Genomic DNA, 20,767 nt, shown 5'->3' with positions numbered 1-20,767 from the left:
GGAGATACACTGGTGTTCTCCTAAAAAGTCTCCGCCTCGGATCGCAGGGCGTCAACAGGTGAGTGAACAGCAGCGTTCATCGAAAGCGCGTGGCTACGAGATGCGCAAACGCGCCGAGGACATGGGGCGTACGCGACAGCGCATCGTCGAGGCCGCCGTGCATCTGCACGGCACCGCGGGCCCGGCGGCGACGAGCATCGCGGCGATTGCCGAGCGTGCCGGGGTCACCCGGTTGACCGTCTACCGGCACTTCCCCGACGAGACCGCGCTGTTCCAGGCGTGCTCGGGGCACTGGCTGTCGCAGCAGCAGTTGCCCCAACCCGAGATGTGGGGCATGATCGGGGATCCAGTCGAACGGCTGGCGGCCGGACTCGCCGACCTCTACCGCTTCTACCGCGCGGGCGAGCAGATGCTGACGCTGGTCAGCCGAGACCTGCACGCGGCGCCCGACTCGATTCGCGAGGCCTGGGAGGCAAGGAACAGGCGCTACGTCGAGCTGCTGGCCGACGCGTGGCCGGCGGCGGGTGAGCCCACCCGCCGGGCGGTGATCGGCCATGCAGCGGCATTCTCGACCTGGTGTTCGCTCTGCCGGGAGCAGGGCCTGACGGACCGCGAGGCGGTCGAGGTCATGGTCACGCTGGTGGGAGCGGTAGGTGGCTGACCCGGTCACAAAAGCGCAGCGGCCGGCTCGTTACTGACCCACGCTCCCAGCCACCGGACCCGCGCTCGTCATGCCGGTCCAGGACGGCTCGGCGGGCGGATGTCAGTGCGGCGCCGGTTGCGGGTCCAGCGCGTTGGCGACACTGCAGCCGCCCTCTCCGGGCATCCGCTGCATCCGGGAGGGTGCCCAGACGTCGGTGGCGCCGGGGCTCACGCGAGCCAGGAGGCAGTCCTGCGGGTCGAAGCCGTTGCCCTTGACGGCCAGGAGGACGCCGACCCGTCCGCCGTCCGCCTTCACCTCGGTCCGGATCGCCGGGTCCAGGTCCAGGGCGTCGAGCGCACGGCGCACCTCGGCCTCGTCCACCCGGCCGCCCTCCGGTACCCGGGGGAGCTTCGCGCGCAGTTCCTCGTCCGGCAGCCGGGGCGGTGCGGGTGGCGGGGCGAAGGACAGCGGAGGGCCGTCCGGGCAGTCCACGTCACCGGGCTCCTCGCCCCACTCCGATCTCGGCGACACCCGGAAGGAGAAGCAGCGCCGCACGGTGGCCTCCTCGGGTTCGAACGCCCCGCTGGTCGCCGACCCGGACGTGCGGACGACCACGCCGATGCCGTCCCCGTCGTGCGTCGAGGTGCCCGTCAGCCGCAGGACCTCCACCCCGTCCATGCCGGCGGCGATGCGGCCGACCTCCTCCGCCGTGCGCGGCTGCTGGCCGTAGAGCCGCTGCGCCACCTTCCTGGCCGCCTCCCGGGCGGCGTACGTCGCCTTGCCCTCGGCGGACGGCGCGATCCCGCAGCCGACGGCGAACACCAGCAGCGGGGCGAGCAGGAGCAGTCGGCGCGTCATGGGTCCAGCCTTCCCGGCACCGCGCCCGGCGGGCATCGGCCCGCGTACTCAGGTCGGCACGGGTGCCTGAGTACGCGTACTCAGACGGTGCCCTCCGCTTCCAGGACCACCAGGGCGAGGCGGGGAGGGGCGCGTACTCCTCCGGGAGTAGGCGCGCCCGGTCCGGTGGGGTGACGACCGGGGTCGGGGGCGGCGGCTAGCCTTCGCGGCATGACCGATGTTCCCCCGCCGTGGCGGCCGCCGTGGGTCCGGGCGGCCAAGGCCGGGTGGCCGGTGGCCGCGTCCGTGGTGGTCGGCGTGGTGCAGGTGGTGGGGACGTCCGTCGCCTCCCGGCACCAGACCGGGCGGGAGCCGCTGGACGCCTTCGCCGTCGCGTTGCTGCTGCTGGGCCCGGCGCTGCTGGTGTTCCGCCGGCGGCGGCCGGTGGCGGTGCTGGTCGGCACCACCGCCGTCACCGGGGTGTACCTGGTGGCCGGTTACCCGTACGGGCCGATGTTCCTCAGCATGGTGGTGGCGTTCGTGGTCGCCGTGCAGGCCGGGCACCGGCGGGCCGCCTGGGCCTGCGCCGGGGTGTTCTACCTGGTGCACCTGCTGGTCAGCTACGTGCTGCCCGCGTCGTGGCGGCGGCCGCCCGACGGGCGGACGTTCTCCGGCTGGCAGGAGCTGGGCGTCACCGCGTGGCTGCTGCTGGTCTTCGCGGCCGCCGAGCTGATCCGCTTCCGACGCGAGCAGATGGCCGCCGTCCGGGCCGCCGAGGCGGAGTCGGAGCGGCGGCGCGCCGACGAGGAACGGCTGCGGATGGCGCGCGAACTGCACGACATCCTCGCCCACTCGATCTCGCTGATCCACGTCCAGGCGGGCGTCGCGCTGGAACTGATGGACACCCGGCCCGAGCAGGCCCGCACCGCCCTGACCACCATCAAGGCAGCCAGCAAGGAGGCGCTCGGCGAGGTCCGCGAGGTCCTCGGGACGCTGCGCACGCCCGGGTCCGCCGCGCCGCGCTCGCCCGCGCCCGGGCTCGACCGGCTGGACGAACTGGCCGCCCAGGCCGGTCACGCCGGGCTCGCGGTGACGATCCGGGCCGAGGGCACCCCGTACGAGCTGCCGGCGGCCCGCGGGCTGGCGGCGTTCCGGGTGGTGCAGGAGGCCCTGACCAACGTGCTGCGGCACTCGGCGGCCCGCCGCGCGGAGGTCCTGCTCCAGTGGCGGGCCGACGGCCTGGTCGTCCAGGTCGAGGACCCCGGCCCGGCCGGCGGCACCGACGCGGGCGGCACCGGCACGGGCCTGGTCGGCATGCGGGAGCGGGTCACCTCGCTGGGCGGCACGGTGGAGGCGGGCCCCAGCGGCGATGCGGGCTTCCGGGTCCGGGCCCGGCTGCCGCGGAACGCACGCTGACCGGCCGCGGCGAGGCGACGGCCTAGGGTGGGGGGATGAGCGTGCGGGTGGTCCTGGCGGACGATCAGTTGCTGGTGCGGGCCGGGTTCCGGGCGTTGCTCGACGCGCAGCCGGACGTCGAAGTGGTCGGCGAGGCGGACGACGGGGAGCGTGCGATCGCGCTGGCACGGGAGCTGCGGCCGGACGTGGTCCTGATGGACATCCGGATGCCCCGGATGGACGGCCTGGAGGCGACCCGGTTGATCGGGGCGGACCCGGAACTCGCGGAGGTCCGGGTGGTGGTGCTGACCACCTTCGAACTGGACGAGTACGTGTTCGAGGCGCTGCGGTCGGGCGCGGCCGGGTTCCTGGTGAAGGACACCGAGCCGGGTGACCTGGTGCGGGCCGTGCGGGTCGCGGCCTCGGGCGACGCGCTGCTGCCCCCGGGGGTGACCCGGCGGCTGATCGGGGAGTTCGCGGCGCGTTCGAAGGCCCCGGAGACGGCCGGCCGGCTGGAGGTGCTGACCGACCGGGAGCGGGAGGTGGTGGCGCTGGTGGGCCTGGGGCTGTCGAACGAGGACATCGCCCGCCGCCTGGTGGTCAGCCCGCTGACGGCGAAGACGCACGTGAGCCGGGCGATGGTGAAGCTCGGCGCGCGCGACCGTGCCCAGCTGGTGGTGGCCGCCTACGAGGCGGGGCTGGTCCGCCCGGGCTGGCTGGGCTGAGGGCCGACGCGGGGCGGACCGTACTCCCGGAAGCCGATGGGCGGCGGGCCGTACTCCCGAGAGCCGGCGCGCGGCGGACCGTACTCCCCGCGGAGTAGCCGAGGTGCCGCTGCCGGTACGACGCGCGGCGGGGGTGGGCGGCGGGAGGCTCGGAGCGTGACCGGAACAGCCGGTCGGCCCCGCTTCCCACCGAGGAGATGGACCCCATGCACACCCTGCTCGCCCACGCCGCCGACGGCTCCTGGCCCGGCCCGTGGATCCTGCTGGTCCCGCTGTTCTGGCTCTCGGCGGTCCTCCTCGTGGTGCTGGTGGTGCGCCGCGTCCTGTGGCGGCGCGGCGGCTGCGGGTACGGCTGGGGGTACGGCCGCGGCGCGGACTCGCCGCTCGCCGCGCTCGGCCGCCGGTACGCCGACGGAGAGATCGACGCCGACGAGTACCGGGCCCGCCGGGCCGTCCTGACCGAGCGCCACGACCTCCGCGGCGGTGCCAAGTGACGACCGTGGTCGGACTGCGGGCCGCCGCGCGGGTCGAGGACGCGGTGAAGACGTACGGCCTGGGCGACACCAGGGTGCGCGCGCTGGACCACGTCACCGTGGAGTTCCCGGTGGCGCGGTTCACCGCCATCATGGGGCCGTCCGGCTCCGGCAAGTCCACCCTGATGCACTGCGCCGCCGGACTCGACACCCTCACCGCCGGCAGTGCCTGGATCGGCGACACCGAGCTCGGCACGCTGAACGACCGGCGACTGACGGTCCTGCGGAGGGAGAAGGTCGGCTTCGTCTTCCAGGCGTTCAACCTGGTCCCGACGCTGACCGTCCGGGAGAACATCACCCTGCCGCTCGACCTGGCCGGTGCCGACGGCGACCAGGAGTGGATCGACGCGCTGATCGACGTGGTCGGACTCGGCGACCGGCTCGCCCACCGGCCGAGCCAGCTCTCCGGCGGGCAGCAGCAGCGCGTCGCCGTCGCCCGCGCCCTGGCCGGCCGCCCCCAGGTCGTGTTCGCCGACGAACCCACCGGCAACCTCGACTCCCGCAGCGGCGCCGAAGTCCTCGGCCTGCTGCGGGACTCCGTCGACACCATGGGCCAGGCCGTCGTCATGGTCACCCACGACCCGGTCGCCGCCGGCTACGCCGACGAGGTGCTGTTCCTGGCCGACGGGCGACTCGTCGGCTCGATGACCGAACCCACCGCCGACCGCGTCCTCGACCGGATGAAGGCCCTGGACGCCAGGACCGCCGACGGGATCTCCGACGGGACCGCCGCCAGGACCTCCAGCGAGGGCGCGGACGGGGGCGAGCGACGATGAACGCCGCCCTGCGGATCAGCCTGCGCTCGCTGCTCGCCCACCGCCGACGGCTCGCCGGGACGTTCCTGTCCATCCTGCTCGGCGTCAGCTTCCTGACCGGCACCATGGTCCTCGGCGACACCCTGCGGGCCAACTTCGACACCCTCTTCGCCGACGCCAACGCCGGCACCGACGCGGTCGTCCGCAGCGCCGACGTGCTGGCGGCGCCCAACGTCCCCGGCGGCGTCCGGGCACCCGTCGACGCGGCGCTCGCCGACCGGCTGCGCACCGTACCGGGCGTGGCCGCCGCCGAGCCCTCGGTGCAGGGCGCCGGCCAGCTCGTCGGCGCCAACGGCGAGGCGGTCGGCGGGAAGGGCCCGCCGACGTTCGCCGGCAACTGGATCGCCGACAGGAAGCTCAACCCCTACCGGCTCGCCGAGGGCCGCGCCCCCGCCGCGCCCGGCGAAGCCGTGATCAACCGCGGCGCGGCCGAGGCGGGCGGACTGCACGTCGGCGACACCGCCGTGCTGCGGGTGCCCGACCCGGTCCGGATCACCGTCGTCGGCATCGCCACCTTCGGCGCCGACGCCGACGGCATGGGCCCCAGCACGTTCACCGCGCTCACCCTGGGCGACGCGCAGAAGTACCTCACCCCCAAGGGCGAGGGGCAGGCCAGCACCGTTCGGCTACGGGCCGACGACGGTGTGTCGCAACGACAGCTCATCGACCGGGTACGCCCGTTGCTGCCGGACGGGGTCGAAGCACTGACCGGACAGGCCGCCACCGCCGAGTCCACGGCGGACGTCTCGGGCCGGTTCCTGTCGATGTTCACCACCCTGCTGCTGGTGTTCGCCGGCATCGCCCTGCTCGTGGCGACCTTCACCATCCACAACACCTTCGCCATCGTGGTCGCCCAGCGGACCCGCGAGAACGCCCTGCTGCGCGCGCTCGGCGCGAGCCGGCGCCAGGTCGTCGGCTCCACGCTCGGCGAGGCCCTCGGCGTCGGCCTGCTCGCCTCCGCCGCCGGACTGCTCGGCGGACTCGGCGTGGCCGCCGGACTCAAGGCACTCTTCTCGGCGCTCGGCTTCTCGCTGCCCACCGGCGGCACGGTGCTGCACACCGCCTCCGTCCTGCTGCCGCTCGCGGTCGGCACGGTGGTCGCGGTCGGCTCCGCGCTGCTGCCCGCTGTCCGGGCCGGGCGCACCGCGCCGCTCGCCGCGCTGCGGGAGACCGCGGTCGACACCGCGGCGAGCGGTCGGGCCGGCGGGGTGCGCTGGGTGCTCGGCGCGCTGCTGGTCGCCGGTGGAGTGCCGGTGACCGTGCTCGGCGCGACGGACGGCCCGTCCCTGCCGCTGACGGTCGCCGGCGCGGTGGCAGTCCTCGCCGGATTCGTCGTGCTCGGCCCGGTGGCGGCCTCCTTCGCCGTCCGGACGGCCGGTGCGCCCCTGCCTCGGCTGCGCGGCGTGACCGGCGCGCTGGCGCGGAGGAACGCCGCCCGCAACCCCCGGCGGACCGCCGCCACCGCGACCGCGCTGATGGTCGGCGTCGCCGTGGTCACGCTGTTCACCGTGTTCGGCGCCTCCATCAAGGCGAGCATGGATCGGACCGTCGACCAGTCCTTCGCCGGCGACCTGGCCGTCACCGCCCCGGCGGCGGGCGCCGGCGGCAGCGGGGTCTCGCCGAAGCTCGCGGACGCCATCGCCGCCCTGCCCGAGGTCCGGCAGAGCGTGGGCCTGGGCCGCGGCGTCGCCCGGATCGACGGGCACGGAAGGCAGTTGGACATCGCCGACCCGACCCGGCTCGCCGGAGTGGTCGACCTCGGCCGCGTCGACGGCTCCCTCGCCGGGCTCGGCACGGACGGCCTCGCGGTCTCCCGCACGGCGGCCGGGGCGAACGGCTGGACGGTCGGGTCGACCGTCCAGGTCGCCTTCGCGGACGGCGGCGCACAGTTCACCGTACGGGCGCTGTACGAAGGCGGCGGCATCGCCGGGGACTACCTGATGACCCGGCAGGCCTGGGCCCCGCACCGCGTCCAGGACAGCGACACCATGGTCGCCGTCGCCCTGCGGCCCGGCACCACCCCCGCCGACGGCAAGGCGGCCGTCGAACGCGTCGCCGACGCGTACGGCAACCCGGCCGTGCAGACCCGCGACGAGTACGCGGCCGGCGCCGCCGCAGGCGTCGACATGATGCTCTCCATCGTCTACGCGCTGCTCGCGCTCGCCGTCCTCATCGCCCTGCTCGGCATCGCCAACACCCTGACCCTCGCCGTCCACGAGCGGACCAGGGAACTCGGACTGCTCCGGGCCGTCGGCCAGACCCGGGGGCAGCTCCGGGCCATGGTGCGATGGGAATCGGTCCTGGTCGCCGCCTTCGGCACGGTCGGCGGCCTCGCCCTCGGCGCCTTCCTCGGCTGGGCCCTCACCCGGGCCTCCGACACCGACGGCACCGGCACCTTCGCCGTCCCGCCGCTGCAACTCGCGCTCGTCCTGGCCGCCGGACTCCTCGCCGGAGCCCTCGCGGGCCTGCGCCCGGCAGGACGCGCGGCACGCTTGGACATCCTCCGGGCGATCGCGGCGGACTGACGGGGCGGGGCACCGGGGCCGGCCGACAGGACGTGCGGAGAACCGCTCGAGAACGGAAGGCCGCTCCACCGGCCCCGGGCTCTCCGCCGGCAGCAGCCCAAATACCTCGGCTCGACCACACAGGCGTTGGCCGCTCGACTCGCGCCGATCAGCGCGAGTCGAGCGGCACCTGGTGCAGTCCCGCGAGCGCGGGGTTGCTCCTGCCTTCGGACGGAGGTGTGTCAACTGGGTCGCAAAGCCCGATGCGCCGGTCCTGTCGTGCACGGTCGCCGCGACCCGCGCGCGGCGGTCAGCCGGTGTCGGCCCGCAGGGCGTCGAGGAGGTCGCTGTCGTCGAGCTCCACCCAGCCGGAGAAGTCCGCCGAGGTGTACGCGCCCATCGGCCCGTCCGTGCCGTTCGACCACCGGCCCCGCCGCCATCCGAAGGCGACCTCGCCCGGTTCCGCCGGGCTGGAGAACCCGCCCGGTGCCCGCCCGACGTAGACCACCACGAAGATGCCGAGCCCGGTCGGGGCGCCGCCCGCCAGGTGCCGGTACACCTTGCCCGCCTTGAAGAAGTCCTCCATCGACCGCCTTCCCGCACACCTGCCCCCACCAGCCATGATGCCCCCACGCCCACCCCCCGGCCACGCGGTGCGGTCGGCAGTCCTGACGGAGCCGGCTTCGTCAGCCGTCCTCGTAGTCCCGGTCGGCAGCCGCCCGCTGGGTCAGGTCATCAGCCCATGCCTGCGTCCACCCACGCAGTTCTTCGATTTCGGCTTCGGTGAGTCCGTAGGCGGTGAACTCCTCGTCATCGATCCACTCGGCGCCCATCAGCCGTGCTCGCAGCTCGCCGAGGTCCAGGCCGTCGCGGACACGGCGTCCGTACTCCTCCAGGTCAGCTCGGGTGAAACGGTGAGCAGCGGCGCGAACGTCGATGAGATCACGCGCGAAGCCGCGATCGGCGAGCGCGCGCATCTTGGTTCCCACGACGTCCTCGACCGCGAGTACCGGACCTGTTCCAGGTGGACGACCGGTCGCCAGAGCACTTCCTTGAGGACGTCGACCTCGCACGCCTCGCCGCTGGACGGATCACTGGCCACCAGACGCCCCGACAGGGGAACAACCTCGACCTGGCGTACCTGCCAGCCGCGTTCGACCAGCCCAGTGATCAGTGCGGAGACGATATCGGCCATGGCGGCCGGATGGTCGGTTGCCACGTCGAGGTCCTGGCTGAGCCGGTCGGCCAGCCCGTGGGCCTCACGCGGCTGCCGATTGCGCGGCTGCTGCGAGCTCGCCGAAAGCGGACTCCCACACGTCCCTGACTGCCGGCCCGACCAGAGTTCGGAGCACCGGCCACTGGGCGACGAGTGTGCCTGCGTCCAGGAACCGGACGAGGTCCTCCCGCATTCCCTCGGCCAAGACGATCCGATACAGCCCCATGCGCAGCCGCGGCTTCTCCAGATTGAACGCGCGAAGTCCCGACCAGGCGAGGTGCAGCGGCAGTTCGACCGTTCCGCTCACGGGGCCGGACAACTCGTCAAGGGCATCCGGCAGGCGCGCCGCGAGTTGCGCCCTGCGGCCGTCGGTCAGGTCGGAGGACTCCATGGCTGTGATCATCCCCTGTGAGGAGCCGGTCCGTACTCACCTGCAGCGCACGCCAGGACCGGCGCTGTGGCTCGAGGCGGGTGAGGTGCGCTTGAACGGTCAGGGGCGGGGGTCGCCGGCGAGGTGGGCGTGGAGGTGCTGGTCGTGCCAGCCGTCGGCGTGGTGGAGGGCGCTGCGCATGGTGCCCTCCAGGGGGTAGCCGGTCCTGGTGGCGACGCGGCAGGAGGCGGGGTTGGCGACGGAGTGGCAGAGCCGGAGGCGGTGGAGGCCGAGGTCGTCGAGGGCCCAGGCGGTGGCGCGGCGGACGGCGTCGGTGACGATGCCGCCGCCGCGGGCGGCGGGGAGGGCCCAGTAGACGATCTCGGCGGTGCCGGCGGCCAGGTCGATGTCGGTCCAGCCGATCAGTCCGATGGCGTGGTGGCCGTCGGCGATCGCCCACAGGGCGGCGCTCTCCTCGTGCCAGCGGCGGTGCATCCGGGCGATCCGGCGTTCGGCGTCGGCGAGGTCGGGGACCGAGAACAGGTTCCAGTGGCGGATCGCGGAGTCGTTCCCGGCGGCGAGCAGGGCCGGGGCGTCGTGCGGGGCCCAGGGGCGCAGGACCAGGTCGCGGCCGGGCAGGGGGAGGACGGGCTGGTCCCCGCCGGCCATGGTGCCGGCGGGGACGACGGGTGGTGGGGCGGCGGGGTCGGTGATCATCCGCGCATCGTGCCACAGCGGGGGGCGAGGTTTCAGCGGCGGCTGGTGCTGTTGAAGAGCGAGCGGGACCAGAGGTAGCCGACCAGGGCGATGCCGGCGCACCAGGCGAGGGAGATCCAGCCGCTGTTGCCGATCGGGGTGCCGGAGAGGAGGCCGCGCAGGGTCTCGGTCATCGGTGTGAACGGCTGGTTCTCGGCGAACCAGCGCAGGCCGGGGGCCATGGACGCGGCCGGGACGAACGCCGAGCCGAGGAAGGGCAGGAACTGGATGAGCAGGGGCTTGTTGCTCGCGGACTCGACGGTCTTGGAGATCAGGCCGAGGGCGACGGACAGCCAGGTGACCGCGAAGGCGACGGCCGCGAGCAGGCCGGTGGCGGCGAGCCATTCGAGCGGGGTGGCGCCGGAGCGGAAGCCGACCGCGAGGGCGACGCCGATCACCGGGACCATGCACACCATGGTCTGGATGACGCTGCCGAGGACGTGGCCGGTCATGAACGAGGAGCGGGTGATGTTCATGGTGCGGAAGCGGTTGATGATGCCCTCGGTCATGTCCTGGCAGACCGCGATCGAGGTGGACATGGATCCGGCGGCCACGCCCATGATGACGATGCCGGGCGTGAGGTAGGTGACGTAGGTGCCGCGGCCGCCGCCCATGCCTGCGCCGATCGCGTCGCCGAAGGCGAAGGCGAAGAGCAGCAGCATCAGGATCGGCATCATGGCGCTGCCGAAGCCGACGGCCGGGTAGCGGACGGCGTGCTTGATGTTGCGCCGCAGCATGGTCCGGGAGTCGTGGACGGCGTGGGCGAGGGTGCTCATCGCTGGGGCTCCTCGGTGGGGGCGGTCTGCGGGGTGGTGGGCTGTGCGGCGTGCTGCGGGGCGGTGGTGCCGTGGCCGGTGAGGGCGAGGAAGACGTCGTCGAGGTCGGGGGTGTGCACGGAGAGGTCGGCGGCCCGGATGCCGGCGGCGTCGAGGCGGTCGATGAGGGTGCGCAGCGCGTCGAGTCCGCCGTCGCCGGGGATCCGCAGGGCGAGGTTCTCCTCGTCGCGGGTGGCGGCGGGGAAGGCCGCGGCGGCGCGCTCGTACTCGGTGGAGTGGGTGAAGCGCAGCCGGACGTGGCTGCCGGGGATCTGGGCCTTCAGCTCGCCGGCGGTGCCCTCGGCGACGATCCGGCCGCCGTCGAGGACGGCGATCCGGTCGGCGAGCTGGTCGGCCTCCTCCAGGTACTGGGTGGTGAGGAAGACGGTGGTGCCGCCGGCGACCAGGGTGCGGACGGTGTCCCACATGGTGCGGCGGCTGCGGGGGTCGAGTCCGGTGGTCGGTTCGTCGAGGAAGATCACCTGGGGGTCGCCGACCAGGGTCATGGCGAGGTCGAGGCGGCGTCGCATGCCGCCGGAGAAGGTGGCGGCCCGGTTCCTGGCGACGTCGGCGATCTCGAAGCGTTCGAGCAACTCCCTGGTGCGGGACCGTCCTTCGCGCTTGCCGAGGCGGAGCAGGTCGGCCATCAGGAGCAGGTTCTCCTCGGCGCTGAGGAGGTTGTCGAGTGCGGCGAACTGTCCGGTGACGCCGATCGCGGAGCGGACCCCGTCCGGGTCGGTGGCCAGGTCGTGGCCGGCGATCTGGGCCTGGCCGCCGTCGGCGGCGATCAAGGTGGAGAGGATCTGGACGGTGGTGGTCTTGCCGGCGCCGTTCGGGCCGAGCAGGGCGAACACGGTCCCGGCCGGGATCCGCAGGTCGATGCCGTCGAGGACGACCTTGTCCCCGTACGACTTGCGCAGGCCGACGGCGGTGACCGCGGCGGGGGCGGGGTTGCCGGTGCCGGGCGGGCCCTGGTGGGGCTGGCGTGGCGTGGGCATGACAGATGAAGGCATGTGGCCCTCCCGTTCGAAGGCGGCGGAGGTGGGCTGACGGAGGTGAACCGGCGGAGGTGAACCGGCGGCGGTGAACCGGCGGCGGTGAGCCGGAGGCGGTGGGGGAGGTGCGGGGCGGGCGGGGTCAGGCGCGGGCGCGGCGGACGTCGATGTTGCCGTAGCGCGTCCGGGCGCGGACCTTGACGGTGTCCTCGCCCTGCTCCGGCGCGCCGGCCCCGGTGAGCGAGTTGCGGACCTGCCCCTGCCCGGAGCTGACGTCCAGCCAGGCCGCGGTCCCGGCCCGGACGCCGACCTCGATCGAGCCGTACGAGGTCTCCAGCTGGACCTCGCCGCGCGCGACCTCGTCGACCCGCAGTGCGCCGTGCGCGGTCGTCGCGACCACCGATGCCCCCGCCCGGCCGACGGTGATGTCGCCGTTCGCGCCGCTCACCCGCAGCTCGCCGGTGACGGCGCCGATCGAGGTGGAGCCGTGCGAGTTCTTCAGCACCGCCGGGCCGTCGACGGCGCCGACCCGCAGGCTGCCGGAGCTGGTGGTGATCTCCGCCAGGCCCTCGACCCGGTCGACCGTGATCGAGCCGTGCGAGGCGGTGAGGTGCAGCGGCCCGGTCGTCTCGAGCCGGGCGTCGCCTGCCGAGGTCTTCACCCGGACCTCGCCGAGCCGGCCCTCGCCGATCACCTGCGTCCAGGAGCCGGTGACCTCGACCTGCGAGGCGGCCGGCAGTTCGACCGTCACGTCGACCGTGCCGGTGCGGCCGATCAGGTTGCGCTGCCGGGGCGTGCGCACCGTCAGCACCCCGCCGGCGAAGGTGACCTCGGTCTGTTCGGCGGTCCGTACGTCCCGGTCCTGCTTCGGGTCGCGCGGCCGTACGTCGACCACCGTGTCGAACCGGTCGGCGGCGGTGAGGCGGATCGAACCGGCCGCCACCACGGCGGTGACCGAGATCGGCTCGGGAGTGTCGAAAGAAGGCATGGCTGTACCGTCCTCGTGGTCCGTGTGGTCCTGGAAATCGTCCCGGCGCGGGACGTGACGTGAAGTGAAGAGAGGCGGGGGCGCGGGGCCCGGTGGGCTAGCGCACCCAGCCGGTGAAGCTCTGGCCGACGGTGTTGATCCGCTCCGCCGGCCGCGGCTGCGTGCCGTCGACCGCGGCGGACACGGCGCGCACCAGCCACGCGTTGACCGACAGGCCCTCGCGACTCGCGGCCTCCTCGGCGCGCGCCTTCAGCTGGGCGGGCAGCCGCAGGTTGACCCGGGCGGTGCCGCCCTCGTCGCTGTCGGCGTACGCCTTGGCCGTCTCCACGGGCGGGGCGGCCTCCTCGGCGGCGCCGGTGCCCGCGGGCGGCAGCGTCACCACGAAGTCCGGGTCCAGCCCGCGCAGCCGCACGTCGACCGAACCGGGTGCCAGCTCGCGGGTGATCTCCGCCATCGCGGCCGAGAGCACGTTCAGCATGGTCAGCCGGGTCGCCGACTCCAGCGGGGCGGTGAGCCGCTCGGCCAGCCGGCGGGCGTCGTCCCCGCCGGCCTCGGCGGCCACCGCGAGTTCGCGGCGGAGGTTGTCGACATACGGGGTGAGGTCCATGACGCCATCATGGCACCACAATGGCGCCATGTGCAAGAGTGGGTGGCGTCATGCAGGGTGCCAGTGTGGCGCCTACCGGCCTGAGCTGCGGAAACGTCGTGATGGATGGTGGTGGCGCGGGCGTGTCGTGGTCCGATCCGGGGCCTGGGCAGCGCCGCGTGGCACCACGTGGCGTCGAGTGGCGCCACCTGTGTGCCATGGGGTTGCGGAGCCGCTGCGCCTCCGGCGTGGCCGGGCCGGGTACGCGGAACGGCGGATGCCCGAGGCGATCCTCGGGCATCCGCCGTTCGGTACTGCCGTTCGCTGCTGCCGACCGGGTCAGGCGGTCGGGTCAGGCGGTCGGGAGGTGGGCGGCGACGAGGTCGGCGAACTCGTCGGGGGTGAGGATCTGGATGTCGAGCTCGGTCGCCTTCTTGTACTTGCTGCTGGTGGTGTCCCCGGCGACCAGGAGGCTGGTCTTCTTGGAGACGGACGAGGAGGCCTTGCCACCGGCGCGCTCGACGAGCTCGTTCATCTCGTTGCGGGAGAGCGCGGCGAGCGGGCCGGTCATGGCGCCGGTGACGACGACGACCTTGCCCGTGAGGGCGCCGGCCGGGGGCTGTCCGGCCCCGCCGTCGGAACCCTCGGCCACGTCGGCGGCGGGGGACGCCACCTCGGTCACGGCGGTGCCGACGTCCTGGGCGGCCAGCTTGTCCAGCAGCGGGGCGAGCTCGGCCAGCTCGGCGGCGATGACGCGGGCCTTCTCGGTGCCGATGCCGTCGACCTGCGCCAGGGTCTCGGCGTCGGCGGCGCGGATGGCGGCCATCGACCCGAAGTGGGCGGCGATCCGGCGGGACATGGTGCGGCCGGTGCCGCGCACGCCCAGGGCGCAGAACACCCGGTTGAGCGGCTGGCGCCGGGCCGTCTCGAGGGCGGCGAGCAGGTTGTCGGTGCTGGTGTCGCCCATCCGTTCCAGGGCGAGCAGTTGCTCGCGGGTGAGCGCGAAGAGGTCGGCGATGTCGTGGACCAGGCCCGCGTCGACCAGCTGGGCGGCGCGGGTGCCGCCGAGGCCCTCGATGTCGAGCTGGTCGCGGCCCGCGGCGTACACCACGGCCGCCAGCACCTGGCAGTTGCGGCCGCGGACGCAGCGCCAGCGCTGCTCGCTGGAGTCGATCGCGTCGCCGCAGCGCGGGCAGGCCTCGGGGAAGGCGATCGGGGTCTCGGCGCCGGTGCGCTGGTCGACGAGCGGCGCCTCGACGCGCGGGATGACGTCGCCCGCGCGGTAGACGAACACCTGGTCGCCGATCATCAGGCCGCGGCGGGTGATGTCGGCCGGGTTGTGGAGCGTGGCGTAGGTGACGGTGACGCCGTCGATCACGACCGGCTCGAGGACGGCGCGCGGCGCGATGATGCCGGTGCGGCCGACGTTCCACTCGACGTCGAGCAGGCGGGTGACCTTGTGCTCGGCGGCCAGCTTGCGGGCCACCGCCCAGCGCGGCGCGCGCGAGCCCGAACCGGCGTCGTGCTGGTCGGTGGCGGAGTCGGCCTTCACCACGACGCCGTCGATGCCGAAGGGGAGGGCGGCGCGCAGGGCGGCGATCTCGTCGATGCGCTGCTGCGCCTGCTCCAGCGTCCCGCAGCGCAGCGGGTGGGCCGCGGTGGTGGCGGCGGTGTTGGCGCCGAGCGCGCCGAGCCGCTCCAGCAGGGCGCTGTGGGCGAGGTCGTCGCCGAGGCCGATGGCGTCGTACGCGAAGAAGGTGAGCTCGACGCGGTACGCCCGGTCCTTGGCGCGCAGGGTGCCGGCGGCCCCGCTGCGCGGGTGCGCGAACGGGGTGTGGCCGTGCTCGGTGCGGACCTCGTTGGCGCGGTCGAACTGCTCGGTGGTCAGCAGCACTTCGCCGCGCAGCTCGACGTCGAGCGGCTCGGTGAGGGTGGCGGGCAGGCCGAGGACGGCGTCGGCGGAGTGCGAGATGTCCTCGCCGGCGAGGCCGTCGCCGCGGGTCAGGATCTGCCGCAGCCGGCCCCCGCTGTAGCGGGCGGCGACCGCGAGGCCGTCGAGCTTGGGCTCCACGCACCAGCCGTCGACCGGGCGGCCGATCCGGCGCTCCAGGCCGGCCGCCCACTCGGTGAGCTCCTCGGCGCTGAACACGTTGTCCAGCGAGAGCATCGGCACCGAGTGCGGCACGTCGCCGCCGACCGCGCCACCGGCGACCTTCCCCGTCGGGGAGTCGGGCAGCACCTGGTCGGGGTTGGCCTCCTCGTACGTCGCGATGGCGCGCACCAGGGCGTCGTACTCGTCGTCGCCGAGCGGCGTGCTGCCGTCGGTGTAGTACGCGGCGGCCGCCTGGACGGCGGTCGCGACGGCGCCGGCGTAATCGGCGGGGGAGAGCTCTGCGGCGATGTCCTTCATGGTCACCATCATCCCGACCCGCACTGACATCCGGGCCGACGGCACGTTCCCTTCCCGGCGGCGTCTGGACTCGCCGCCCGATCGGTTGGATCATCCGACCATGGGGACGGACGAGATCATGACCGACGAGCAGCTCGACGAGATCGAGGAGCGTGCGGCGAGGGCCACACCCGGACCGTGGGTGCCGGTGCTGGAGACCCGGGGTGCCACCGGTGGGGGGAGTTGCCTCCTGGTGGATCCGGTTGGGACCGGGGTGGACGACGAGATCTACTGGACGAGGTTCATCGGCCAGCGGGAAGTCCGCAGCCCCGACGCGCAGTTGGACGCCGACCTGGACTTCGTCGCCGGCGCCCGCGAGGACGTCCCGCGACTGCTGGCCGAGGTGCGGCGGCTGAGGGCCGCGCTCCGCTGACGGGGGAGGCGGGGGATGTTCGAGCTGCTGCCGGGGACGGGGCTCGGCCTGCCGCGGGGCGCGGGGGTGGTGCGGTTCGGCGCGTCCGAGCGGGCGGCGCAGTGGGCCGTGGCGACGCTGGCGGACGTGCGGGAGGGGTGGGTCTGCGGGGCGGGGTGGGCGTTCGGCGCACGGTACGAGGGCGTGGAGCTGCACGCGTACGGCGACACCGCCGACCGGCTGGGCCGCACCGGGCGTGACCGGGGCGGCTTCGCGGGCGTGGAGCTGCGCCGCTGCCCGGCGGTGCCCGTTGGGCCGGCCGCCGTGCCGGTGGTGCTGCGCGGCATCGACGTGTTCGGGTACCCGGCGGCCGAGGTGCTGGACGCGCTGGGCCCGGACCCGCACCCGGCCGTCCGGTGGCACGCGGAGCGCTCCCCGGGCGGGTATCTGACGGCCGTGCGGCTCCTCGCGGACCGGTGATCCAGCCGCGGAGCGTGATCACGGCCGGGAAGGTCAGGCCCGGGACGCGCCGAGGAACCGCAGCACGGCCAGGACGCGGCGGTGGTCCACGTCGACCACGGGCAGGTCGAGCTTGGGAAAGATGTTGTTGATGTGCTTCGCCACGGCGCTCTCACTGACCACCAGTGCCTGCGCGATGCCGGCATTGGAGCGCCCCTCGGCCATCAGGCCGAGCACCTCCCGTTCGCGGGGGGTCAGCCGGGCGAGCGGGTCGCTGTCGCGCCGCAACAGCAACTGGGCGACGACCTGCGGGTCCAGGGCCGTGCCCCCGTCCGCCACCCGCCGGACCGCCGCCACGAAGTCGGCGACATCGGCTACCCGCTGCTTGAGCAGGTAGCCCACACCACTGGTGTTCGCCGAGAGCAGGTCAGCCGCGTACCGCTCCTCCACGTACTGCGACAGCAGCACCACCGCCGTCCCCGGCCGGCGCCGGCGGATCTCCATCGCCGCTCGCACCCCCTCGTCGGTGAAGCCGGGCGGCATCCGGACGTCGATCAGGGCGAGTTCGGGCCGGTGCTCCGCCACCGCCGCCAACAGCCCCTCCGCATCGCCGGCTTCGGCGACGACCTGGAACCCGCCCATCTCCAGGACCTTGATCAGGCCGACCCGCAACAGCACCGAGTCCTCGGCGATCACCGCGCGCACGGCAGCTCCGCGGTGATGGTGGTGGGACCCCCAACGGGGCTGCTGACGTGGAAGACCCCGTCGAGGGAGCCGACCCGCTTGGCCAGCCCGGTCAGGCCCGTGCCGGCGGCGTCGGCACCGCCCAGCCCGTCGTCGGTGACGCGCACCCGCAGCACCTCGCCGACCTGATGGACAGTGACCTCCGCACGCATCGCGTCGGCGTGCTTCGTCGCGTTGGTCAGCGCCTCCGAGATCACGAAGTACGCGACCGACTCCACGCCGGGTGCCACCCGCTCCTCCAGATCGACCCGCAGCCGCACCGGCAGGGGCGTGCGGGCAGCCAGCCCGGACAACGCCGCGTCCAGACCTCGGTCCTCGAGCACCGCCGGGTGCAGCCCCCGCACCAGGTCGTTGAGTTCGGCGATCGCCTCCTTCGCCTCCAGGTGCGCTCTCGCGATCACCTCGCGGGCATCACTCGGCAGGTCCGGGCGGGTGGCCATGGCCAGACCCAGGTTGACCGCGAGGGACACCAACCGCTGCTGGGTGCCGTCGTGCAGGTCGCGCTCGATCCGGCGGCGCTCCGCGTCGACGGCCTCGATCAAGTCGGTCCGGCTCACGGCCAGCTGATCGACCCGCTCCTGGAGCCGCTGCGCCCGGCTGGGCCCGAGCAGGCCCGACGCCAGCCGCGCCTCGGCCCGGGCCACTGCCCGCGCGGCCCAGGGCAGGGCGCACAGGAGGAGGAGCCCGACCGCTGTGTACGCCGGCAGCTGGGTCAGGCAGCCGAACCAGCCCTGGCGGATCCCGGTCGGCAGCGCCCACGACCAGGCGTAGGCGATGACGCCCGCCGAACCCGCCGCCGCCACCGCGAGTACCGACAGCTCCAGCAGCGCGAGCAGCGGGCCCAGCAGGAGGTGGTAGCCGATCCTGCGCCAAGGCCGCGTCGCCGCGAGCCACCGGACGGTCGAGGCCCACGTCCGTCGTTCCGGCGCGGCGGGGGCGGGCCGGGGGACGTCCACACCGATGAGCACCCGGTAGCGGACCCGCTGAACGGCCGTCAGCACCGGGGCGCCGAGCAGGACCAGGGCGGCCGACACGGAAACCGTCAAGAGCCAGTTCCCCGTCCTGGCGGTGGTCGCCGCCGCCCAGGCCCACACGGGCACCAGCGCCAGGTGCGGAAGCACACCGGCGGCAAGGAAGCCGGTGTCCCGCTGCGTCCGGAGGACCGTGCGTCGCAGTCCAGCTGGAATCGTCATGGCACGACGCTAGGGCACCGCAGGAGGACGACGCCATGAACCCTGCACCCGACCTCATGGTGAACCCAGCACCACCTGTAGACCTTGATCGCGGCCTGTGGGCGGACCCCGTCCGGACCCCGTCCGGACCCCGTCCGGACCCCGTCCGGACGTCCTTCGAGATGCCCTCGCACTGCCGTCGAGCACCGGTTCGCTGAAGTCGGCCGGCTGGGGATCGGGGTCCACGGCCGGAGTGCTAGGGGCTCCGCAGCTCCGCGTGGCCGAGGATCTCCTCGACGGCGGGGCGGGCCAGGTCGGCGTCGGCGGGGACGAGGGCGAGGCGGGTGCGGCGTTCGAGGACGTCGGCGGCGTCGAGGGCGCCTTCGTGGGTGAGGGCGTACTCGATCTCGGCGCGGGTGACGTCGAGGCCGTCGGCGAGGGGGTCGAGCGGGCGGGCGACGGTGGCGGTGGCGAGGACGTCGCCGGCGGCGCCGCCGTGGCGGGCGAGCAGGGAGGCGGGGAGGGCCGGGTCGGCGGGGAGGCTCGCGGGGTGGGCGGGCGCGCCGACGAGGGGGAGCCGGGCGGTGCGGCACGGCCCGGCGGTGAGGGAGCGCAGGCGGACCGCGGTGTCGACGGCGTCCTGGGCCATCCGCCGGTAGGTGGTGAGTTTGCCGCCGACGACGGTGATGACGCCGGTGGGGGATTCGAGTACGGCGTGGCGGCGGGAGAGGTCGGCGGTGGCGCCGTCGCCGGTGTCGATGAGGGGGCGCAGCCCGGCGAAGGCGCCGCGGACGTCGGCCCGGGTGAGGGCCGTCCGCAGGGCGGTGTTGACGGTGGCGAGCAGGAACTCGATCTCGCCGTCGGTGGGTTCGGGGACGTCGGGGACCGGCCCGGGGGCGGCCTCGTCGGTGAGGCCGAGGACGACGCGGCCGAGCTGCTGGGGGAGGGCGAAGACGAAGCGGCTGGTGGAGCCGGGCACGGGGACGGTGAGCGCGGCGGTGGGGTGGCCGAGGGCGGCGGCGTCGAAGACCAGGTGGGTGCCGCGGCTGGGGCGCAGCCGGATGGCGGGGTCGACGTCGCCGGCCCAGACGCCGGTGGCGTTGAGGACGGCGCGGGCGGTGACGGTGACGCTCTCGCCGGTGAGGGTGTCGGTGAGGGTGGCGGCGGTGCCGGTGACGTCGGTGGCGCGGACCCGGGTGAGGACGCGGGCACCGTGCTGGGCGGCGGTGCGGGCGAGGGCGACCACCAGCCGTGCGTCGTCGACGAGTTGGCCGTCGTGGGCGACGAGTGCGCCGCCGAGGCCCTCGGTGCGGACGGCGGGGACGAGGCGGGCGGTCTCGGCGGCGTCGATGCGGCGGACGCGGGGGAGGAGCCGGGCGGGGGTGCGGGCGCTGATCCGCAGGGCGTCGCCGGCGAGGAACCCGAGGTGGACGAGGGCGGCCTGGCCGCGGCCCACCGAGGGGAGCAGCGGGACGAGTTGGGGCAGCGCGCGGATCAGGTGGGGGGCGGTGCGGGTCATCAGGATGCCGCGTTCGACGGCGCTCTCGTGGGCGACGCCGATGCGGCCGGAGGCGAGGTAGCGCAGGCCGCCGTGGACGAGTTTGGAGCTCCAGCGGCTGGTGCCGAAGGCGAGGTCGTGGGCTTCGACGAGGACGGTGCGCAGGCCACGGGAGGCGGCGTCGAGCGCGGCGCCGGCGCCGGTCACCCCGCCGCCGACGACCAGGACGTCGACGGGGGCGCCGTCGCCGAGGGCGGCGAGGTCGGCGGCCCGGCGGCGGGCGTTGAGCGCGGTGCTGGCGGTGGGGGTCACGGCGCGAGGTATCCGTTCAGTGCGGTGGCCAGTTCGCGGCGCCAGGCGTGCTCGGGGAGCAGGGTGGCGACCATGCGGTGGGACTGGACGGTGGACTGGGCGATGAGCAGGACCATGGCGGCGAGTTCGGTGGGTTCGCCCGGGCGGATGGAGCCGTGCCGCTGGCCGGCCTCGATGCCGGTGCGCAGGGTGTCGAGGAGGCGGTGCTGGCTGGTGCCGAGCCGGTCGACGACGTACTCGAAGAGGGTGTCGGAGTCGGAGTGGAGCAGGGCGCCGAGCAGGGGGTGGTCGCGGAGCCGGACGGCGACCTCGACGACGGTGGCGGTGAAGGACTCGCGGTCGTCGCCGGCGGGCACCACGTCCTGGTAGGAGGCGGCGATCTCGCGGGTCAGGAGGGCGCCGATGACGGCGCGGACGTCGGGCCAGCGGCGGTAGACCGTGGGGCGGCTGACGCCGGCCCGCCGGGCGATCTCGGACAGCTGGGTGCGCTGGACGCCGAGCTGGAGGATCAGTTCGGCGGCGGCGTCCAGGATCGCGTCGTCGGTGCTGCGCGGCTCATCGTTACGACTTGACATGATGCGTAATACTGTAACGCATGGCACC

General features: G+C 74.3%; 22 protein-coding genes. 8 read left to right on the top strand and 14 right to left on the bottom strand.

Going from position 1 to position 20,767, the window contains the following annotated elements:
- Window positions 1-58 precede the first annotated feature (58 nt).
- Complete coding sequence (locus ABEB06_RS07250; protein ID WP_345695970.1) at window positions 59-661, top strand: TetR/AcrR family transcriptional regulator; 603 nt, start codon at window positions 59-61, stop codon at window positions 659-661.
- Between the two features lie 102 nt (window positions 662-763).
- Here ABEB06_RS07250 and ABEB06_RS07245 read toward each other — a convergent pair whose 3' ends face one another.
- Entirely contained in the window at window positions 764-1,501 is a 738-nt protein-coding gene (locus tag ABEB06_RS07245) for a translation initiation factor IF-2 (protein ID WP_345695969.1), read from the bottom strand.
- Between the two features lie 210 nt (window positions 1,502-1,711).
- Here ABEB06_RS07245 and ABEB06_RS07240 point away from each other — a divergent pair, with 210 nt between their 5' ends.
- The 5 genes from ABEB06_RS07240 to ABEB06_RS07220 all read left to right on the top strand — a co-directional run bounded on the left by ABEB06_RS07240 (window position 1,712) and on the right by ABEB06_RS07220 (window position 7,473).
- Entirely contained in the window at window positions 1,712-2,896 is a 1,185-nt protein-coding gene (locus ABEB06_RS07240) for a sensor histidine kinase (RefSeq protein ID WP_345695968.1), read from the top strand.
- 35 nt (window positions 2,897-2,931) lie between these two features.
- The gene (locus ABEB06_RS07235; RefSeq protein WP_345695967.1) at window positions 2,932-3,600 is read left to right on the top strand and encodes a response regulator; all 669 of its coding nucleotides are present in this window, start codon (window positions 2,932-2,934) and stop codon (window positions 3,598-3,600) included.
- Window positions 3,601-3,806: 206 nt separating this feature from the next.
- Window positions 3,807-4,094, top strand: a complete 288-nt coding sequence (locus ABEB06_RS07230) for an SHOCT domain-containing protein (RefSeq protein WP_345695966.1) — start codon at window positions 3,807-3,809, stop codon at window positions 4,092-4,094.
- On the top strand, window positions 4,091-4,909 hold the full coding sequence (locus tag ABEB06_RS07225; protein ID WP_345695965.1) for an ABC transporter ATP-binding protein: 819 nt from the start codon (window positions 4,091-4,093) through the stop codon (window positions 4,907-4,909). Before ABEB06_RS07230 ends, ABEB06_RS07225 begins: the two co-directional genes overlap by 4 nt.
- Window positions 4,906-7,473 carry an ABC transporter permease gene (locus tag ABEB06_RS07220; RefSeq protein WP_345695964.1) on the top strand — a complete coding sequence of 856 codons (2,568 nt, stop codon included), beginning with the start codon at window positions 4,906-4,908 and terminating at the stop codon, window positions 7,471-7,473. The genes ABEB06_RS07225 and ABEB06_RS07220 overlap by 4 nt, the downstream gene beginning before the upstream one ends.
- A gap of 289 nt (window positions 7,474-7,762) precedes the next feature.
- Here ABEB06_RS07220 and ABEB06_RS07215 read toward each other — a convergent pair whose 3' ends face one another.
- The 9 genes from ABEB06_RS07215 to ligA all read right to left on the bottom strand — a co-directional run bounded on the left by ABEB06_RS07215 (window position 7,763) and on the right by ligA (window position 15,597).
- Window positions 7,763-8,038 (bottom strand): hypothetical protein, encoded by a 276-nt coding sequence (locus tag ABEB06_RS07215; protein ID WP_345695963.1) that lies wholly within the window; start codon window positions 8,036-8,038, stop codon window positions 7,763-7,765.
- Window positions 8,039-8,138: 100 nt separating this feature from the next.
- On the bottom strand, window positions 8,139-8,441 hold the full coding sequence (locus tag ABEB06_RS07210) for a nucleotidyl transferase AbiEii/AbiGii toxin family protein (RefSeq protein WP_345695962.1): 303 nt from the start codon (window positions 8,439-8,441) through the stop codon (window positions 8,139-8,141).
- A 270-nt stretch (window positions 8,442-8,711) separates the two neighbouring features.
- Window positions 8,712-9,059 (bottom strand): transcriptional regulator, encoded by a 348-nt coding sequence (locus tag ABEB06_RS07205; RefSeq protein WP_345695961.1) that lies wholly within the window; start codon window positions 9,057-9,059, stop codon window positions 8,712-8,714.
- 99 nt (window positions 9,060-9,158) lie between these two features.
- A complete protein-coding gene (locus tag ABEB06_RS07200; RefSeq protein ID WP_345695960.1) occupies window positions 9,159-9,755 on the bottom strand; it encodes a GNAT family N-acetyltransferase in 597 nt (198 codons plus the stop codon).
- A gap of 32 nt (window positions 9,756-9,787) precedes the next feature.
- A complete protein-coding gene (locus ABEB06_RS07195) occupies window positions 9,788-10,570 on the bottom strand; it encodes an ABC transporter permease (RefSeq protein WP_345695959.1) in 783 nt (260 codons plus the stop codon).
- Entirely contained in the window at window positions 10,567-11,607 is a 1,041-nt protein-coding gene (locus tag ABEB06_RS07190) for an ATP-binding cassette domain-containing protein (RefSeq protein ID WP_345695958.1), read from the bottom strand. The genes ABEB06_RS07195 and ABEB06_RS07190 overlap by 4 nt, the downstream gene beginning before the upstream one ends.
- Before the next feature lie 139 nt (window positions 11,608-11,746).
- A complete protein-coding gene (locus ABEB06_RS07185) occupies window positions 11,747-12,592 on the bottom strand; it encodes a DUF4097 family beta strand repeat-containing protein (protein WP_345695957.1) in 846 nt (281 codons plus the stop codon).
- Window positions 12,593-12,689: 97 nt separating this feature from the next.
- Window positions 12,690-13,199: a toxin-antitoxin system HicB family antitoxin gene (locus tag ABEB06_RS07180; protein ID WP_345695956.1), complete on the bottom strand. Its 510-nt coding sequence runs from the start codon at window positions 13,197-13,199 to the stop codon at window positions 12,690-12,692.
- Between the two features lie 331 nt (window positions 13,200-13,530).
- Window positions 13,531-15,597, bottom strand: coding sequence for an NAD-dependent DNA ligase LigA (ligA, locus tag ABEB06_RS07175; RefSeq protein ID WP_345701760.1), 2,067 nt, complete (start codon window positions 15,595-15,597; stop codon window positions 13,531-13,533).
- 91 nt (window positions 15,598-15,688) lie between these two features.
- Here ligA and ABEB06_RS07170 point away from each other — a divergent pair, with 91 nt between their 5' ends.
- The gene (locus ABEB06_RS07170) at window positions 15,689-16,000 is read left to right on the top strand and encodes a hypothetical protein (protein ID WP_345695955.1); all 312 of its coding nucleotides are present in this window, start codon (window positions 15,689-15,691) and stop codon (window positions 15,998-16,000) included.
- A 15-nt stretch (window positions 16,001-16,015) separates the two neighbouring features.
- Window positions 16,016-16,459, top strand: a complete 444-nt coding sequence (locus ABEB06_RS07165) for a hypothetical protein (protein WP_345695954.1) — start codon at window positions 16,016-16,018, stop codon at window positions 16,457-16,459.
- A gap of 33 nt (window positions 16,460-16,492) precedes the next feature.
- Here the strand turns inward: ABEB06_RS07165 and ABEB06_RS07160 are convergent, their stop codons facing one another.
- From ABEB06_RS07160 to ABEB06_RS07145, 4 genes are all read right to left on the bottom strand, one after another.
- Window positions 16,493-17,143 (bottom strand): response regulator, encoded by a 651-nt coding sequence (locus ABEB06_RS07160; protein ID WP_345695952.1) that lies wholly within the window; start codon window positions 17,141-17,143, stop codon window positions 16,493-16,495.
- Window positions 17,131-18,375 (bottom strand): sensor histidine kinase, encoded by a 1,245-nt coding sequence (locus ABEB06_RS07155; RefSeq protein WP_345695951.1) that lies wholly within the window; start codon window positions 18,373-18,375, stop codon window positions 17,131-17,133. The genes ABEB06_RS07160 and ABEB06_RS07155 overlap by 13 nt, the downstream gene beginning before the upstream one ends.
- Before the next feature lie 235 nt (window positions 18,376-18,610).
- A complete protein-coding gene (locus ABEB06_RS07150) occupies window positions 18,611-20,164 on the bottom strand; it encodes a glycerol-3-phosphate dehydrogenase/oxidase (protein WP_345695950.1) in 1,554 nt (517 codons plus the stop codon).
- A complete protein-coding gene (locus tag ABEB06_RS07145) occupies window positions 20,161-20,739 on the bottom strand; it encodes a TetR/AcrR family transcriptional regulator (RefSeq protein ID WP_345695949.1) in 579 nt (192 codons plus the stop codon). Before ABEB06_RS07145 ends, ABEB06_RS07150 begins: the two co-directional genes overlap by 4 nt.
- Between the last annotated feature and the right edge of the window lie 28 nt (window positions 20,740-20,767).

Source organism: Kitasatospora terrestris, from assembly GCF_039542905.1.
Classification (GTDB): domain Bacteria; phylum Actinomycetota; class Actinomycetes; order Streptomycetales; family Streptomycetaceae; genus Kitasatospora; species Kitasatospora terrestris.
This window is presented reverse-complemented; position numbering and strand designations above follow the sequence as displayed.

Excerpts from the sequence above, each read along its gene's own strand:
- ABEB06_RS07195 (WP_345695959.1), bottom strand. The coding sequence starts at position 10,570 with ATGAGCACCCTCGCCCACGCCGTCCACGACTCCCGGACCATGCTGCGG.
- ABEB06_RS07235 (WP_345695967.1), top strand. The coding sequence starts at position 2,932 with ATGAGCGTGCGGGTGGTCCTGGCGGACGATCAGTTGCTGGTGCGGGCC.
- ABEB06_RS07205 (WP_345695961.1), bottom strand. The coding sequence starts at position 9,059 with ATGGAGTCCTCCGACCTGACCGACGGCCGCAGGGCGCAACTCGCGGCG.
- ABEB06_RS07240 (WP_345695968.1), top strand. The coding sequence starts at position 1,712 with ATGACCGATGTTCCCCCGCCGTGGCGGCCGCCGTGGGTCCGGGCGGCC.
- ABEB06_RS07190 (WP_345695958.1), bottom strand. The coding sequence starts at position 11,607 with ATGCCCACGCCACGCCAGCCCCACCAGGGCCCGCCCGGCACCGGCAAC.
- ABEB06_RS07165 (WP_345695954.1), top strand. The coding sequence starts at position 16,016 with ATGTTCGAGCTGCTGCCGGGGACGGGGCTCGGCCTGCCGCGGGGCGCG.
- ABEB06_RS07185 (WP_345695957.1), bottom strand. The coding sequence starts at position 12,592 with ATGCCTTCTTTCGACACTCCCGAGCCGATCTCGGTCACCGCCGTGGTG.
- ABEB06_RS07145 (WP_345695949.1), bottom strand. The coding sequence starts at position 20,739 with ATGTCAAGTCGTAACGATGAGCCGCGCAGCACCGACGACGCGATCCTG.
- ABEB06_RS07155 (WP_345695951.1), bottom strand. The coding sequence starts at position 18,375 with ATGACGATTCCAGCTGGACTGCGACGCACGGTCCTCCGGACGCAGCGG.
- ABEB06_RS07220 (WP_345695964.1), top strand. The coding sequence starts at position 4,906 with ATGAACGCCGCCCTGCGGATCAGCCTGCGCTCGCTGCTCGCCCACCGC.
- ABEB06_RS07245 (WP_345695969.1), bottom strand. The coding sequence starts at position 1,501 with ATGACGCGCCGACTGCTCCTGCTCGCCCCGCTGCTGGTGTTCGCCGTC.
- ABEB06_RS07230 (WP_345695966.1), top strand. The coding sequence starts at position 3,807 with ATGCACACCCTGCTCGCCCACGCCGCCGACGGCTCCTGGCCCGGCCCG.
- ABEB06_RS07215 (WP_345695963.1), bottom strand. The coding sequence starts at position 8,038 with ATGGAGGACTTCTTCAAGGCGGGCAAGGTGTACCGGCACCTGGCGGGC.
- ligA (WP_345701760.1), bottom strand. The coding sequence starts at position 15,597 with ATGGTGACCATGAAGGACATCGCCGCAGAGCTCTCCCCCGCCGATTAC.
- ABEB06_RS07180 (WP_345695956.1), bottom strand. The coding sequence starts at position 13,199 with ATGGACCTCACCCCGTATGTCGACAACCTCCGCCGCGAACTCGCGGTG.
- ABEB06_RS07170 (WP_345695955.1), top strand. The coding sequence starts at position 15,689 with ATGGGGACGGACGAGATCATGACCGACGAGCAGCTCGACGAGATCGAG.
- ABEB06_RS07200 (WP_345695960.1), bottom strand. The coding sequence starts at position 9,755 with ATGATCACCGACCCCGCCGCCCCACCACCCGTCGTCCCCGCCGGCACC.